Origin of the sequence: Natronomonas marina, from assembly GCF_024298905.1 — an archaeon.
Taxonomy (GTDB): Archaea; Halobacteriota; Halobacteria; order Halobacteriales; family Haloarculaceae; genus Natronomonas; species Natronomonas marina.
This window is the reverse complement of record NZ_CP101154.1, coordinates 1,170,984-1,184,254: the sequence shown is the minus strand read 5'-3', so window position 1 is coordinate 1,184,254 and position 13,271 is coordinate 1,170,984. Positions and strand designations below refer to the sequence as shown.

Annotated in this window: 17 protein-coding genes; 9 read left to right on the top strand and 8 right to left on the bottom strand. The window is 68.8% G+C overall.

What is annotated here, in order from left to right; all coding sequences use genetic code 11:
• The first annotated feature begins 34 nt into the window (after positions 1-34).
• Complete coding sequence (locus NLF94_RS06400; protein ID WP_254840638.1) at positions 35-838, top strand: MOSC domain-containing protein; 804 nt, start codon at positions 35-37, stop codon at positions 836-838.
• Positions 839-841: 3 nt separating this feature from the next.
• Here NLF94_RS06400 and NLF94_RS06395 read toward each other — a convergent pair whose 3' ends face one another.
• Positions 842-1,324, bottom strand: coding sequence for a DUF5812 family protein (locus tag NLF94_RS06395; protein WP_254840637.1), 483 nt, complete (start codon positions 1,322-1,324; stop codon positions 842-844).
• 180 nt (positions 1,325-1,504) lie between these two features.
• Between NLF94_RS06395 and NLF94_RS06390 the strand changes: the two genes are divergently transcribed.
• Positions 1,505-2,740 carry a hypothetical protein gene (locus NLF94_RS06390; RefSeq protein WP_254840636.1) on the top strand — a complete coding sequence of 412 codons (1,236 nt, stop codon included), beginning with the start codon at positions 1,505-1,507 and terminating at the stop codon, positions 2,738-2,740.
• Positions 2,741-2,858: 118 nt separating this feature from the next.
• On the opposite strand, the gene NLF94_RS06385 is transcribed toward NLF94_RS06390, so the two are convergent.
• Together NLF94_RS06385 and NLF94_RS06380 are read right to left on the bottom strand one after the other, a co-directional pair.
• Positions 2,859-3,425 (bottom strand): DoxX family protein, encoded by a 567-nt coding sequence (locus tag NLF94_RS06385; protein WP_254840635.1) that lies wholly within the window; start codon positions 3,423-3,425, stop codon positions 2,859-2,861.
• A 119-nt stretch (positions 3,426-3,544) separates the two neighbouring features.
• Positions 3,545-4,075 carry a DUF8056 family protein gene (locus NLF94_RS06380; protein ID WP_254840634.1) on the bottom strand — a complete coding sequence of 177 codons (531 nt, stop codon included), beginning with the start codon at positions 4,073-4,075 and terminating at the stop codon, positions 3,545-3,547.
• A 253-nt stretch (positions 4,076-4,328) separates the two neighbouring features.
• Between NLF94_RS06380 and NLF94_RS06375 the strand changes: the two genes are divergently transcribed.
• The 3 genes from NLF94_RS06375 (at position 4,329) to NLF94_RS06365 (ending at position 6,280) form a co-directional block, all read left to right on the top strand.
• Positions 4,329-4,613 (top strand): ribbon-helix-helix domain-containing protein, encoded by a 285-nt coding sequence (locus tag NLF94_RS06375; RefSeq protein WP_254840633.1) that lies wholly within the window; start codon positions 4,329-4,331, stop codon positions 4,611-4,613.
• Positions 4,606-4,887, top strand: coding sequence for a type II toxin-antitoxin system RelE family toxin (locus tag NLF94_RS06370; RefSeq protein ID WP_254840632.1), 282 nt, complete (start codon positions 4,606-4,608; stop codon positions 4,885-4,887). Before NLF94_RS06375 ends, NLF94_RS06370 begins: the two co-directional genes overlap by 8 nt.
• A gap of 106 nt (positions 4,888-4,993) precedes the next feature.
• The gene (locus tag NLF94_RS06365) at positions 4,994-6,280 is read left to right on the top strand and encodes a phosphoglucose isomerase-related protein (RefSeq protein WP_254840631.1); all 1,287 of its coding nucleotides are present in this window, start codon (positions 4,994-4,996) and stop codon (positions 6,278-6,280) included.
• Positions 6,281-6,307: 27 nt separating this feature from the next.
• On the opposite strand, the gene NLF94_RS06360 is transcribed toward NLF94_RS06365, so the two are convergent.
• The gene (locus NLF94_RS06360) at positions 6,308-7,051 is read right to left on the bottom strand and encodes a CPBP family intramembrane glutamic endopeptidase (protein ID WP_254840630.1); all 744 of its coding nucleotides are present in this window, start codon (positions 7,049-7,051) and stop codon (positions 6,308-6,310) included.
• Between the two features lie 98 nt (positions 7,052-7,149).
• On the opposite strand from NLF94_RS06360, the gene NLF94_RS06355 reads away from it, so the two are divergent.
• On the top strand, positions 7,150-7,281 hold the full coding sequence (locus tag NLF94_RS06355) for a CopG family transcriptional regulator (RefSeq protein ID WP_254840629.1): 132 nt from the start codon (positions 7,150-7,152) through the stop codon (positions 7,279-7,281).
• On the opposite strand, the gene NLF94_RS06350 is transcribed toward NLF94_RS06355, so the two are convergent.
• Both NLF94_RS06350 and NLF94_RS06345 read right to left on the bottom strand, forming a co-directional pair.
• The gene (locus NLF94_RS06350) at positions 7,278-7,733 is read right to left on the bottom strand and encodes an NOB1 family endonuclease (protein ID WP_254840628.1); all 456 of its coding nucleotides are present in this window, start codon (positions 7,731-7,733) and stop codon (positions 7,278-7,280) included. The two genes, NLF94_RS06355 and NLF94_RS06350, sit on opposite strands and share 4 nt — an antisense overlap.
• A 5-nt stretch (positions 7,734-7,738) precedes the next feature.
• Positions 7,739-7,978, bottom strand: coding sequence for a PRC-barrel domain-containing protein (locus NLF94_RS06345; protein ID WP_254840627.1), 240 nt, complete (start codon positions 7,976-7,978; stop codon positions 7,739-7,741).
• 104 nt (positions 7,979-8,082) lie between these two features.
• Here NLF94_RS06345 and NLF94_RS06340 point away from each other — a divergent pair, with 104 nt between their 5' ends.
• The 3 genes from NLF94_RS06340 to NLF94_RS06330 all read left to right on the top strand — a co-directional run bounded on the left by NLF94_RS06340 (position 8,083) and on the right by NLF94_RS06330 (position 10,831).
• Positions 8,083-8,631 (top strand): plastocyanin/azurin family copper-binding protein, encoded by a 549-nt coding sequence (locus NLF94_RS06340; protein ID WP_254840626.1) that lies wholly within the window; start codon positions 8,083-8,085, stop codon positions 8,629-8,631.
• Positions 8,632-8,745: 114 nt separating this feature from the next.
• On the top strand, positions 8,746-10,554 hold the full coding sequence (infB, locus tag NLF94_RS06335; RefSeq protein WP_254840625.1) for a translation initiation factor IF-2: 1,809 nt from the start codon (positions 8,746-8,748) through the stop codon (positions 10,552-10,554).
• 100 nt (positions 10,555-10,654) lie between these two features.
• Positions 10,655-10,831, top strand: a complete 177-nt coding sequence (locus NLF94_RS06330) for a DUF8015 family protein (RefSeq protein WP_254840624.1) — start codon at positions 10,655-10,657, stop codon at positions 10,829-10,831.
• Between the two features lie 353 nt (positions 10,832-11,184).
• Here the strand turns inward: NLF94_RS06330 and NLF94_RS06325 are convergent, their stop codons facing one another.
• Both NLF94_RS06325 and NLF94_RS06320 read right to left on the bottom strand, forming a co-directional pair.
• Positions 11,185-12,219, bottom strand: a complete 1,035-nt coding sequence (locus tag NLF94_RS06325; RefSeq protein WP_254840623.1) for a dipeptide epimerase — start codon at positions 12,217-12,219, stop codon at positions 11,185-11,187.
• Positions 12,216-13,226, bottom strand: coding sequence for an N-acetyltransferase DgcN family protein (locus NLF94_RS06320; protein ID WP_254840622.1), 1,011 nt, complete (start codon positions 13,224-13,226; stop codon positions 12,216-12,218). Before NLF94_RS06320 ends, NLF94_RS06325 begins: the two co-directional genes overlap by 4 nt.
• Positions 13,227-13,271: the final 45 nt, after the last annotated feature.

Sequence of the window (13,271 nt, the reverse complement as noted above, 5' to 3'; positions counted from 1 at the left end):
ACCGTTAATCCCCGCCGCCACCACGTTCCCGTCGATGGCGACGCCGACGCTGGAACGCATCACCGTCTACCCGGTCAAGTCGCTGGACCCCCACCGGACGCTGGAACGCGTCGAGGTCCGCGAGGACGGCGGGCTGGCCTACGACCGCGAGTTCGCTATCGTCGACGAGTCCGGCGAGTACGTCAACGGCAAGAACGAACCGCGCGTCCACGCGTTGCGGTCGTGGTTCGACCCCAAGGCAGGCCGCCTGACGCTCCGTGGCCCGGACGGCGACCCTGCGGCCTTCGACCTCGAGGCGGTCGACGCCATCGAGTCGTGGCTCGCCGAGTTCTTCGGGCGGCCGGTCGAACTCCGCCGGAACGAGCGGGGCGGCTTCCCGGACGACACCCACGCGTCGGGACCGACCCTCGTCGCCGAGGCGACCGTCGAGGCGGTGGCGGGGTGGTTCGACGGCATCGACGCCGACGAGATGGAGCGGCGCCTCCGGCCGAACCTCGTCGTCTCGGGCGTCGAGGCCTTCTGGGAGGACCGCCTCTACGCCGACCGCGAGACGGCGGTCGCCTTCCGGGTCGGCGACTGCGAGTTCCTCGGCTCGAACCCCTGTCAGCGCTGTGTCGTCCCGACGCGGGACCCCGAGACGGGCGAGGAGACGCCGGGCTTCCGCGAGCGGTTCGTCGAGAAGCGCCGCGAGACGCTGCCGGTGTGGGCCGACGACGCGTGGTTCGACCACCACTTCCGGCTGATGGTCAACACCTTTGTGCCGGCCGGAAGCGTCGGCGAGACGCTGCGCGTCGGCGACGAACTCGAAATCCTCGGCGAGCGACCGTACCCGGAGTGACGCCTACGGCAGGTAGCGGACGCTGACGATTCCGGGCTGGCTACGAACCTCGACGCGGGCGACGCCGAGTCTCGCCGCCCGCGCGAGCGTCGCCTCGTCCTCGAGCACGTCGGTGACGGCCCGCTCGGTGCCGTCCTCGGGGACGGTCAGGACGTGGAGTTCGCCGGTCCCGGCCCGCTCCCGTCTCGTCACCTCGCCCTCGGACTGGTCGGCCGCGACGTCGCGGGCCTGCGTCGTCGGGGGTTCGGGGCTCTCCTCGACGGTGAGGCTCCGCCGCTCGTCGACGTCGACGAGCGCGTAGGCCACCTCCATCGGCGGTTCGGGTTCGACGGCGCCTTCGACGACGTCGCCCTCCTCGATTCCGGGGTTGTCCGCGAGCGTGTGTACCTGCCCGCGGTCGACGTCCTTCAGGACGGCCGAGTCCTCGTCGGCGTGGGTGACGAGGAAGCGACCCTCTCGTCGTTCGGCATCCTCTTCGGTGCTCATACCTCGACGGACGGGTTCGGATGTCTTCGGCGTTTCGTCCGACGCCGGTCCGTCCGCTAAGAGTCGCCTACCGACCGTATATCCTCTATAACAAATATCCGATCTACCGATTCCGTTCACGATGAATACCGAACTCAGTCGTCACGAACTCACAGCGCGCGAACCGGGAGGAACCGACGGATGACCGACGAGTCGGCGGCGGGGATACTATCGGTTCTGGGAGTTCTGTTGGTGGTGGTCCTGTTTCTCGTCGGGGTCACCGCCGGTTTCGGTTCTATCGGCCCTCTGGACGGGTCCCAGTCGCAATCGCTCCAGCAGGACGACCGAACGCCGGATAGTCCCTGCCAGGGCGACGAGGAGCTGCTGGCCAAATACAACTGGGAGCAGTCCGACGGCACATACCAGTTCGTTCTGGACGACGGCGCTGACGTGGTGACGTTCGATATCGTCGCGTTGGACGACGGCGACCCTGCTTCCGGTCCGGTCGAGGTGAACTGGACGGCCCAAGAGCCGGTCGACGTCGTAGTGGTCCAGGCGGGAGGAGGAGCCGCACCCGAGCAGGTGGTCGAGATCGATCCACCGGCGACTGACGGCACCATCGTGACGGAGCAGGGGATCAGCTTCCTGGCGTTCTGTGTGATACCGGCAACGCCGACGCCAACGCCGACTGCGACACCAACACCGACGCCAACGCCGACTGCGACACCAACACCGACTGCGACACCAACGCCGACACCGACCGAGACGCCGACACCGACCGAGACGCCGACGCCAACGCCGACACCGACCGAGACGCCGACGCCAACGCCGACACCGACCGAGACGCCGACGCCAACGCCGACACCGACCGAGACGCCGACGCCAACGCCGACACCGACCGAGACGCCGACGCCAACGCCGACACCGACCGAGACGCCGACGCCAACGCCGACTGCGACACCAACACCGACGCCAACGCCGACTGCGACACCAACACCGACACCGACCGAGACGCCACAGAGTGAGACGGTGTACTGGCAGGTCGACTTCGGCCCCGGGTCGGAGCCGCCGGACCCACCGGACTACGCCGGGAACGGTCTGGACCTGATGGCGGCGCTGGGGAACTCCGACGACGGCGTCACGGACAACCCCTCGCTCCTCCGGCAGGAAGACGCCGGGGAGCTAGGTGACGTCACCATCGTCGACCAGTCGTTCTCGTTCGACGCGGCCGGCGCTCCGACCGAGGTAACGGTCGAGTTCGAGGTCGAGGAGGGGGCCCCGGAGCGGGACCTCCATCTCGCGGTGTTCGTGCTCCCGGGACCGTACGAGTACTCCGAGGTCGACCAACAGGAACTGTACGCGTCCACGAGCGTGACCGTCGAGGGCGGTGACAGTGCCGAGATGACGCTCAGTATCCCTCAGGAACCGACAGAATAGCTCGCAACCGGCGGGCCACCTCCGGCTTCGTAATGGACCGGGAATTGCGGCGACTTCTCCGGCGGGCGGCTACGGATCGTCCCTCGGCCTGCGATGGCGGGTGAAGACCCGCACCGGTTCAGCCCAGCAGGTAGCCGAGCCGGGGGTACCGCTCCAACAGCGGCTGGCCGCCGATCTCGTAGCCCTCGACGTAGGCGTCGAGTCCTAGGATGCGGCCGGCGCCGAAGGCGGCGACCGAGAGGAACACGAGCATGTACATGAAGTCGCTGTTGATGAACCCGTGAGCCATGTCCCAGTTGCCGAAGTAGAACAACAGCATCATGAGCGCCCCGAAGAACGCCGCCAGCCGGGTCAAAAGCCCGGCCATGAGACCGAGACCGATGGCGACCTCGCCGTACGGGACTGCGACGTTCACGAACTCGACGAACCACGGGGACGCGGCCATCCAGGCGAACATCGCTTCCAGCGGGTTGCCGTTGGCCGCCGCGACGTTCGTCAGGTAGCCGCCCGCGGCGAAGCCGTTCAGCACCTTCTCCGCGCCCGAGTAGAGGAACGCGAAGCCGATGACGAGCCGGAGCGCCAGGACGAACCAGGCGCTGAGACCGTGTGCCTTCCCCCGGACGGTCAGCCCGCCCAGCGTGCTTTCGAAAACGTTCGTGCCGTTCAGTGTGTTCTTGGTGGACATACGTTTCTCCTATATCCGGAGAGACGCGTCGTTCGGACGTATAACCTCCCCGTGAGTCCCGGGAGCCGGGACAGCGCCGCAGTGCGGTGGTTCTCCCGGCTTCCGCTCGTCAGTCGCCGTCAGCCGAGCCACCGGTGGACGACGAGGATGAGTACGGCACCGGCCAGCGGGATGGTCCACGACAGCGCCTCCGGGACGGCGTACAGCGCCTCGACCAGCGGCGCGGCGAGCCCCGACGGATCGGGCCGGGTCGACACCTGGCCGTCTATCTCGAAGCGGGCCGGCATCGAGGCGACGGCGCCGAGATACAGCGTCACGAGGTAGACGACGCCGGCGCCGGCCAGGCCCGCGTCGTAGCCGGGGTCGCCGCCCTCGCGCCTGTGGTGGCGGGCGACGAACAGCACGGGCGCGACCAGCGGCGCGACGACCAGGAAGCCGAACAGGACGAACACCGACCGGACGAAGGTGATGGTCCCGCCGGAGAGGTTCGCCGTCGAGGCGACGGTGACGACTAGGGCGAAGGTGAAGAAGATCGCGAGGATGGCGGCCAGCAGGCCGCCGACGGCGGTGTAGGCCCGGAAGAGCCGGGAGTCGCTCCGCCGGAAGGCGTAGGGGAAGGCCCCGAAAAATCCCGAGTAGTCGTCGCTCATCACCGGCCGTAGGGCCGTCCGGTGAATAAGCGCCGCGATTCCGGGCGACGGTAGTGTTCAGGGCGAGTCCCACATCAAAGCCCCTCCCTCAACGAGCGAGGTCGCAAGACCGAGCGAAGTAGGGAGAGGTCGGTTACACGAGAGGAACGCTGTATCACTCCGATCGATTCCCTGTTCTGTCGAAGCGGGGGCTGCCGGAGTCGTTGGTGAATCTACCCGCAGGCTTATTTGATGGGCGTCAAAAGAGGGATGTATGTCGGACGCAGATACAAATGATACACCGGATCCGGACAAGACGAATATCAACATCCGGATCACCGAGTCGTTTCTGGAGGACATCGACACGACGTGGGAGCAAGAGGGGTTCAACTCCCGAAGCGAGTTCATCCGGTACGTGCTCCGGGACGCGGTGAAACACCCCGCGTTCACGCGGGCGACCTGGAAGGAGATCGCTTCCGAGGAACACAAACTGCGGACCGGGGAGGGCGAGGGCGTCAGCAGCGAGGAGGTGAAGGCCCAGTTGGAGCAGGATGACTGACGACTGGGACTGGGAGCTCCGGGCGTCCGCCGAGGACACGTTCGAAGGGCTGGACGACCACCAGCAAGACCGCCTCGTCTCGAAATTGGACGAGATTGTCGACGACGAGTGGCGGACGCCCGACGAGTATCTGGAACCGCTCACCGGGTCGCCGTATTCGAAACTCAGAATCGGATCGTTTCGGTTGGCATGTTCGGCCCGCCAGGATGAGCAGCTACTCCGCGTCTACAGCATCGAACACCGGTCAGGCGCATACACCGCGGACGACGATTGATTGACGATATCCGACAGGAACGACAGCGGTATGTTGGCACGCTTATCCGGACACCGCCCCGGCCGACACCGCCAAGGCCTTACTCCAGCGGCACGCGCCCGGTGGCATGAACGTCGACATCGGCAACGCTCTGGCGGTCGAGGCCTCGCCGGGGGTCGCAGCGGACTCCCTGGAACGACTCGACGAGCGGGTCGCCCGTGCCCACGAGCGGGTCGCGGACGGCATCGAGGACCGGGAGTTCGGCTACGCCAGCCTCGCGCTGCCGGCCGACACCGACGCCGGGGAAATCCGGGCGGCCGTCGAGGGGTTCGACCCCGAGGCGGTCCTGACGGTCGGCATCGGCGGGTCCGCGCTGGGCGCCGAGACGATCACGGCCGCGCTGGGTCTCGAGGGGCACCACACCCTGGACAACGTCGACCCCGCCGAGACGACCCGCCTGCTGGAGGAACTGCCGCTCGAGGAGACGCTCGTCAACGTCGTCTCTCGGTCGGGGACGACCGCCGAGACGCTGTCGAACTTTCTGGTCGTCCGGGCGGCGATGGCGGAGGCGGGCGTCGACTGGACCGAGCGGACCGTCGTCACGACGGGCGAGTCGGGCCCGCTGGCGGAACTGGCGGCGACGGAGGACCTGCCGACCTGTTCGGTCCCGGCGGGGGTCCCGGGCCGGTTCTCGGCGCTGTCGGCCGTCGGACTCGTTCCGGCGGCGGCGCTGGGCGGCGACATCGAGGGCGTCCTCGCCGGTGGCGCCGAGGGGCGGGCGGCGCTGGCCCCGTCGCTGTTCGACTGTCCGGCCTACGCCTACGGCGCGGTCGCCTACGCCCTGGAGTGTCGCGGCGCGACGACGAACGCCGTGGTGCCGTACGCGGAGGCGCTGGAGCCGTTCGCGGAGTGGTTCGCACAGCTGTGGGCCGAGAGCCTCGGCAAGGACGGCCTCGGGCAGACGCCCGCCCGCGCGCTGGGCGCGACCGACCAGCACTCCCAGCTGCAGCTGTACCGCGCCGGCCGGAAGGACAAGCTGGTCACGCTGTTGCGGCCCCGAGAGCGGGTCGACCGTCCCATCCCGGAGACGGACGTCGAGGCCCTGTCGTACCTCGGCGGGTCGACGCTCGGCGAACTGCTGGACGCGGAGTTCGAGGCGACGGAGGCGTCGCTGGCGGCCGCGGGCGTCCCGAACGTCCGCATCGAGTTCGACCGCCTGGACGCGGCGAGCGTCGGCCGCCTGCTGTACGACATGGAGGCCGCCTGCGTGCTGTGCGGGGAACTGCTGGAGGTGTCGACGTTCACCCAGCCGGCCGTCGAGTGGGGAAAGCGGGCTGCGAGGGGCCTGCTCGGTGGCGGCGAGTTCGAGGAGAGCGAGGCGGTCGCCGAGAAGACGACGCTGGACATCGAGTAGCGGCCAGGGGTGGTCGCCGTCGCTCGGCTACAGCCCGCCGGTCAACTCAAGATAGTTGACGGCGAACGTGACGGCGTTGTACACGCCGTGGGCGACGGCGGGTACCAGGAGGTTGCCGGTGTGCTCGTAGAGCGCCCCCAGCAGGCCGCCGAGGACGAACAGGACGACCAGCGTCGTCGCCAGCGACTCGACGGAGCCGCCGCCGAGGCTGTAGGCGGGGACGTGGACGGCGGCGAAGACGACGGCGGCGATGCCGACCGCGGGGGCGGTGCTGAACGCCTCCTTGAGCCGGGTCTGGACGACGCCCCGGTAGAGCAGTTCCTCGACGGGTCCGGTGATGAGGATGGAAAGCGGTATCAGCGGCAACAGCATCGCCGGGTTGTCCGCGGCCGACTGGGAGACGGAGTGATCGGTCACGGAGAGGCCGAGCTGTTCGGCGACGAAGGTCGCCGCCGCCAGCGTCCCGAACAGCGCGAGGACGCCGGCGACGATCCAGGCGAGGTCGCGGGCGGTCGGCCGCCCGACGCGGAGGTACGACAGCGACCGGTCGGAGGCGTCCAGGTAGAAGGCCGCGACCGCGAGGATGCCGCTGTACTGTGCGAGCATCAACACGGTGGCCCGCTCGGGCGACCCCTCAGCCAGCGGAACGAGGGCACCGACCAGCGACACGGCGAAGGTGACGAAGACGAGGCCGGCGAGGAAGCCAGCGAGGCCGACGCCCGCGGCGGCGACGACGGTCGAGACGGGATCGCGCTCGGCGGAGACGCTCATTGCCGGCCGTAGGGTTCGACGGCCGATTAATCTTGTCAGTCCGCCGTCCGTCGCCCGTCTGACGGGTATTTATGCTAGACGGTGACATACCTACCGGCATGCGTCGCTACACGCTCGTCTGTGACGACGACACGGCGCGGCGTGTCGAGGGGCTCGCCGCGGAGTACGACCTCACCGAACAGGAGGTCCTCGAACAACTGGTCGGGGTCGGGCTCGAGGAACTCGACTAGGGGCGCTTCCGTTCGAGGTCGCTGCCGCAGATGCTACAGCGGTCGCGGTGCTCGTCGAAGGTCCGGCCGCAGCCCTGACACTGGAACTGCCAGTCGCGCCGCTCGTCGATGCCCTCCTGTGCGATGACGTCGACGGCGACGTCGAGCTTCTCGGCGACGTTCTGCATCGCGTAGTCGTCGGTGACGAGCGTCGCGTCGAGTTCGAACGACGCGGCCAGCAGACGGACGTCGGTCCGCGAGAGGGTCTCGGCGTCGCCCGTCTCGCGGGCGGCCCGCTCGACGCGTTCGACGGTCTCGGGTTCGGGGATGTGGATGCGCATTCCCGACCCCTCCAGCGCGTCGAAGCGGTAGCCGGCCTCGTCTTCGAGTTCCTCGCGCACCAGCGGGATGGTAGCGATGGACTCCTCGGTGGTGTGATCGTGAATGAACGCCGACGAATCGAGAACCTGCATCGAGATCAGCGGTCGACGACGACGGTGTCCTTCACCGCCTGCACGCGGCTGACGGGGATGAGGTAGTTGCCGTGGTCGTCGCGCGGGAAGTCGGGTTCGACGGTGGCGTTGGCAGGGTCGACCACCAGGTCCCGCAACGTCCCCGTCTTCAGGTCCATCGTGATGTTGTACAGCGTTCCGAGGCTGGCACCGTCCGAACCCATGACCTCCTTGTCGGAGAGGTTCTCCGCGAGTATCTCGGGCATGGGTCCCGCTTGCAGGGCGCTCGCTATCAACGTTCGGGTCCGCGGCGACGATTTCGGAGGAATTTGGGTCAACGTTGAAGGGCCGGGCCGACCCCCTCCCTGGTATGGAACGTCGACGATACCTCCAGTTGGTCGCGGCCGCCGGCGGTGCCGTCTCGATTGCAGGTTGTACGGACGACGGCGGCAACGGCGGCGGAGAGCCGACGGACACGGCGACGGATACCGACGAGGGGATGGACACGGCGACGGATACCGACGAGGGGATGGACACGGCGACGGCCACCGAGACGGAGACGCCGACCGAGACGGCCGAGCAGACGGAGACGCCGACCGAGACGGCCGAGCAGACGGCGACGCCGCCGTCCGACCCCGACCAGCGGGTCGCCGTCGGGGCCAACGGCCTCAACTTCGAGCCCGCGGGCTTCGAGATATCCGTCGGCGACACGGTGTTGTGGGAGTGGGTGGGTTCGGGACACAACATCGCCGTCGAGAGCAAGCCCGACGGCGCCGACTGGTCCGGCAAGGCCGAGGAGTTCAGCTACGGCGAGGGCACCGTCCACGCCCACACCTTCGAGGTCGCCGGCGAGTACGACTACGTCTGTGAGCCGCACCAGAGCAACGGCATGACGGGAAGCTTCACGGTCAGCGAGTGACCGGCCGCCCCGGGAAATCGAATCGACCGGCCGACAACCGGCAAATGACCGACGAACCGACATTGAAACCGTTATATGCCGGCGACGGCCACTGTTCGACAAGAGGGACCGTCTATGTCTGATGCCGACGCTACCGACGCCGGGGACGCCGCATCGCTACGGACGCCCATCGTCGCCGTACTCGGGCACGTCGACCACGGCAAGACGAGCCTGCTCGACGAGGTGCGCGGCTCGGCCGTGACCGCCGGCGAGTCCGGTGCCATCACCCAGCACATCGGCGCGACGGCCGTCCCGCTGTCGACCATCTCCGACATCGCCGGCAAGCTCGTCGACCCCGAGGACTTCGATCTGCCCGGCCTGCTGTTCATCGACACGCCCGGCCACCACTCGTTTTCGACGCTGCGCTCCCGCGGCGGGGCGCTCGCGGACATCGCCATCCTCGTCGTCGACGTCAACGACGGCTTCCAGCCGCAGACCCTGGAGGCCGTCGACATCCTCAAGCGGACCGAGACGCCGTTCATCGTCGCCGCCAACAAGATCGACACCATCCCGGGGTGGAACCCGAACCCGGACGCGCCCGTTCAGGAGACGCTCGAAAAGCAGAGCGACCGGGCCGAGTCACGGCTCAACGAGAAGCTCTACGAACTCATCGGCGACCTCTCCGACAACGGCTTCTCGGCGGACATGTACTGGCGGGTCCAGGACTTCCGGGCGAACATCGGCGTCGTCCCCGTCTCCGCCGAGACCGGCGAGGGCGTCCCCGACCTGCTGACGGTGCTGATGGGTCTCTCCCAGCGCTACCTCAAAGAGGAGATGTCCATCGACGTCGGCGGTCCCGGCGTCGGCACCGTTCTCGAGGTCACCGAGGAGCGCGGCTTCGGGACGACGCTGGACCTGGTGCTGTACGACGGCACCGTCCGGGCGGACGACACCATCGTCGTCGGCGGAACGGGCGAGCCCATCGTCACCGAGGTGCGCGCACTGTTGCAGCCGCGGCCGCTGGCGGAGATACGGACCGAAAAGCAGTTCGAGCAGGTCGAGGAGGTCCGGGCCGCCGCCGGCCTGAAGATAGCGGCCCCGGACCTCGACGACGCGATGGCGGGCGCGCCCGTCCGCGTCGTCCGCGACCGGCCGCTGGAGGACGTCATCGAGGAGGTCCGCGCGGAACTGGCCGACATCGAGGTCACGACCGAGGAGGACGGCGTCGTCGTCAAGGCCGACACCCTCGGCTCGCTGGAGGCCATCGCCGCCGCCTTAGAGGAGGCGGAGGTGCCCATCGTCCGGGCGGAGGTCGGCGACGTGGCACCGCGGGACATCGCGGTCGCCTCCACCGCCGAGGAGCCGAAACACGAGGCCGTCCTCGGCTTCAACGTCGACGTGCTGGACGACGCCGAGCGCGAGGCCGAGGAGAAGGACGTGCGGCTGTTCGTCGACGACGTCATCTACCAGCTGGTCGAGTCCTACGAGGAGCACGTCGAGACCATCGAGCGCGCCCAGCAGGAGCAGGTGCTCGACAAGATACAGCGACCCTGTCGGTTCCGGGTGCTGGAGGACCACGTCTTCCGGCAGTCCAACCCCGCCGTCGTCGGTGTCGAGGTGCTGTCGGGCACGCTGAAGCGCAACTCCCGCGTCGAGAAGTGGGCGGGCAACGAGCCCGAACGCGTCGGCGAACTCAAGTCCCTGCAGGACGCCGGCGAGGACATCGACGAGGCCCGAACCGGCGAACAGGTCGCCGCATCCATCGACGGTCCCACCGTCGGCCGACAGATCGAGGAGGGCGACGAACTCTGGACCGAGTTGCCCGAGAAACACGCGAAGATCCTCGAGCAGGAACTGTCCGACGAGATTCCCGCCGACGAACTCGAGGCGCTCGGGATGTACCTCGACAAACACCGGAACCGCGATCCGTTCTGGGGGAAGTAGCGGCGCTGTAATCCGGTTTAGGCCTGCAAGAGCGGTATCAGGGACCTCCTCGTAGCCGCCGGTAATTAGATTTAATTATCCGGAGTTCCACAGGGGTGGTATGGAGGAGACGCCCACCCGGTACGACGGTCTGCTGGCGGCGATGCCCGCCTCGGTCGGCGTGGGCGTCCTCGCCGGCTGGCTCATGGCCATTCCGATGGCGCTCGGGGTGGGTCTCGGGAGTGCGCTGGCCAGCGTCTTCGTCGCCACGTCGCTGTTTCTCGTGCCGCCCGAGTGACGCTCCTGTTGGTTCTCCGTATTCCCCGCTCTACAGCTCTCGTTTTGGCCGTGTGACGACACTGTCTTTCTCTACTCCGAAGCCCTCGGTCCGTCCGTGTGACGACGGCTCTTTTCCTCCCCGAAGCCCTCGGTCGGCTGGCGGACCTCGCTGTGGGGGATATCCTCGCTCCCGTCGGTCGCTCGGATAGTGCCCCCCACAGCGGCCGCCACCCGCCCTCGCCCTTCGAGTCCGCCAGGACCCGCACCACACACCTCCCCAACCGACTCGTCGCGGGTCTCGCTGCGCTCGACCGCGCGACTCGTCCCTCGCGCGCGTTGCTCGCGCGCGCCGAGAACGAAGTCGAAAAGGCGCTATCGGGGTTCGGCGCCCGTCCCGGCTTCGACTGCCCCCAACTCGAACCGCCCTCGGGAGACGGGGACGCCGCCGTAGGGGTCGGCCTCCAGAAGCAACGAGCCGTCGAGGTCGGCGTAGTCGAGCAGCGGCAAGAGGTGGGCCGCGCCCGCGATGGCGGCGTTCGTCTCGAGCATGCAGCCACACATCACCTCCAGCCCCTGTGCGCGGGCGGCGTGGATCAACTCGACGGCGGGCGTGAGGCCGCCGGTCTTCATCAGCTTCAGGTTGGCGATGTCACACCGGTCGGCGATTTCGGGCACGTCGGCGGCGGTCCGGCAGGACTCGTCGGCCGCGATTGGCAGCGGCGAGTGCTCGTGGACGTACCGGAGGCCCTCGGGGTTCTCGGCGGGCACCGGCTGTTCGACGAACTCGACGCCGTGGTCGGCCAGCGCCTCGCAGTGGGCGACGGCTGCCTTCGGCGTCCAGGCCTCGTTGGCGTCCACGCGAATCCGGACGTCGGGCGCGACGGCGCGGACGGCCTCGACGATGCGGCGGTCCCGGTCGGTCCCCAGTTTCAGCTTCAACACGGGGTAGCCGGCGTCGACGGCCTCGCGGGCACGCCGCTGCATCACGGCCGTCTCGGCGATGCCGACGGTGAAGGAGGTCGCGGGCCGGCGCTCGGGGTCGGCCGACAGCCCCAGCAGGCGGTAGACGGGTTCGCCGAGCAACTTCCCCGCGAGGTCCCACAGCGCCACGTCGACTGCAGCGCGGGCGGCCGGGTTCCCGCGGGCGACGGCCCGCATCCGTTCGGCTATCTCCCGACGCGCGTGGGGGTCGGCGACGGCCTCGGCCGCGGCGAGCAGGTCGGGCAACAGCGCCTCGACGGTCCCCGTCGTCTCGCCGTAGTGAGCCGCGGATGCGGCGGCGCCGTAGCCGGTCTCGCCGCCGTGCTCGAGTTCGACGACGACGTTCTCCGCGGTCGTGGTCGTCCCGCGGGCGATGGTGAACGGCACCGAAAGCGGGAGTTCGACGGTCTCGACGCGCCAGTTCATAGCTGCTCGACGAGCCTCCCGGCGCCGTCCCGGACGGGGTCGACGGCCGGCGCGCCGATGGCTTCCCCGTAGTCCGTCAGGGCCGCCTCGGCGGCCGACTCCCCGAGGCCCGAGGTGTTCAGCGCGCCGCCGAGCAGGTCGGTCGGGGCGACGGGGTCGGCCACGTCGCAGTACAGTTCCGCGACCCGTCCGGGGTCGGGTATCGGGAACGACTCGTAGCCGTGAATCGCCTCGCGTCCGGCCTCGTGGCACAGCACCAGGTGCTCGGGCATGGCGCCGTGGAGGATGCCGCAGGTGACCGCCGAGTACGCCGGGTGGACGATGGCGCCCTGCCCCTCGACGAAGAGGTAGTCGTGCTCGTCGGCCCGCTCTTTCAGCATCCGCTCGACGGCGCCGTTCGTGAAGTCGCTGATCGTCCGGTCGACGGGGATGCCCCACCCGGCTATCACGATGCCCGTCTGCCCGGTCGGGACGAATCCGGCGTCGAACCCGGCCTCGCGGGCGGCCTCGACGAGTTCGAGCGTGGTCGTCATCTTGCCGGTCGAGCAGTCGGTGCCGACCGTCAGGACCACCTCGACATCCAACTCGCGGGCGACGCCCTCCGCGACGGTGAGGTCGTCGGGCGGCTTCCGGACGTCGCGCAACTCGACGCCGTACTCGTCGGCCAGGGCGACGAACTCCTCGTCGTCGTTCAGGAAGTAGTGCAGGCCGGCGATTACGTCTGCGCCGCGCTCGATTGCGGCCCGGACGTCCGGCCGCCAGGAGTCCTCGAAGCCGCCGCCGATGGGCGCGATGCCGATTATGAGGGCGTCGAAGTCGGGCGCCTCGGCGACGCTCTCGACGACCGGCACCGCCGAGTCGAGGTCGGGGAGGTGGTCGCCGACGGTCGTGCCCGCCGTCTCTCGGTCGAGAACGGCGACGACGTCGTGGTCGGCGTACCGGAGGACGCCGACGGCGGTCTTGGCGCGGTCGGGGAACTGCTCGTGAGCGAGGACGGCGACGCGCATACGCCCGACAGGCGGGCCGAAAACATAAACGCACCACTCACCGAG

Bases quoted from the DNA above. Each gene is read 5' to 3' on its own strand.
- NLF94_RS06400 (WP_254840638.1), top strand. From the start codon at position 35: ATGGCGACGCCGACGCTGGAACGCATCACCGTCTACCCGGTCAAGTCG.
- NLF94_RS06395 (WP_254840637.1), bottom strand. From the start codon at position 1,324: ATGAGCACCGAAGAGGATGCCGAACGACGAGAGGGTCGCTTCCTCGTC.
- NLF94_RS06390 (WP_254840636.1), top strand. From the start codon at position 1,505: ATGACCGACGAGTCGGCGGCGGGGATACTATCGGTTCTGGGAGTTCTG.
- NLF94_RS06385 (WP_254840635.1), bottom strand. From the start codon at position 3,425: ATGTCCACCAAGAACACACTGAACGGCACGAACGTTTTCGAAAGCACG.
- NLF94_RS06380 (WP_254840634.1), bottom strand. From the start codon at position 4,075: ATGAGCGACGACTACTCGGGATTTTTCGGGGCCTTCCCCTACGCCTTC.
- NLF94_RS06375 (WP_254840633.1), top strand. From the start codon at position 4,329: ATGTCGGACGCAGATACAAATGATACACCGGATCCGGACAAGACGAAT.
- NLF94_RS06370 (WP_254840632.1), top strand. From the start codon at position 4,606: ATGACTGACGACTGGGACTGGGAGCTCCGGGCGTCCGCCGAGGACACG.
- NLF94_RS06365 (WP_254840631.1), top strand. From the start codon at position 4,994: ATGAACGTCGACATCGGCAACGCTCTGGCGGTCGAGGCCTCGCCGGGG.
- NLF94_RS06360 (WP_254840630.1), bottom strand. From the start codon at position 7,051: ATGAGCGTCTCCGCCGAGCGCGATCCCGTCTCGACCGTCGTCGCCGCC.
- NLF94_RS06355 (WP_254840629.1), top strand. From the start codon at position 7,150: ATGCGTCGCTACACGCTCGTCTGTGACGACGACACGGCGCGGCGTGTC.
- NLF94_RS06350 (WP_254840628.1), bottom strand. From the start codon at position 7,733: ATGCAGGTTCTCGATTCGTCGGCGTTCATTCACGATCACACCACCGAG.
- NLF94_RS06345 (WP_254840627.1), bottom strand. From the start codon at position 7,978: ATGCCCGAGATACTCGCGGAGAACCTCTCCGACAAGGAGGTCATGGGT.
- NLF94_RS06340 (WP_254840626.1), top strand. From the start codon at position 8,083: ATGGAACGTCGACGATACCTCCAGTTGGTCGCGGCCGCCGGCGGTGCC.
- infB (WP_254840625.1), top strand. From the start codon at position 8,746: ATGTCTGATGCCGACGCTACCGACGCCGGGGACGCCGCATCGCTACGG.
- NLF94_RS06330 (WP_254840624.1), top strand. From the start codon at position 10,655: ATGGAGGAGACGCCCACCCGGTACGACGGTCTGCTGGCGGCGATGCCC.
- NLF94_RS06325 (WP_254840623.1), bottom strand. From the start codon at position 12,219: ATGAACTGGCGCGTCGAGACCGTCGAACTCCCGCTTTCGGTGCCGTTC.
- NLF94_RS06320 (WP_254840622.1), bottom strand. From the start codon at position 13,226: ATGCGCGTCGCCGTCCTCGCTCACGAGCAGTTCCCCGACCGCGCCAAG.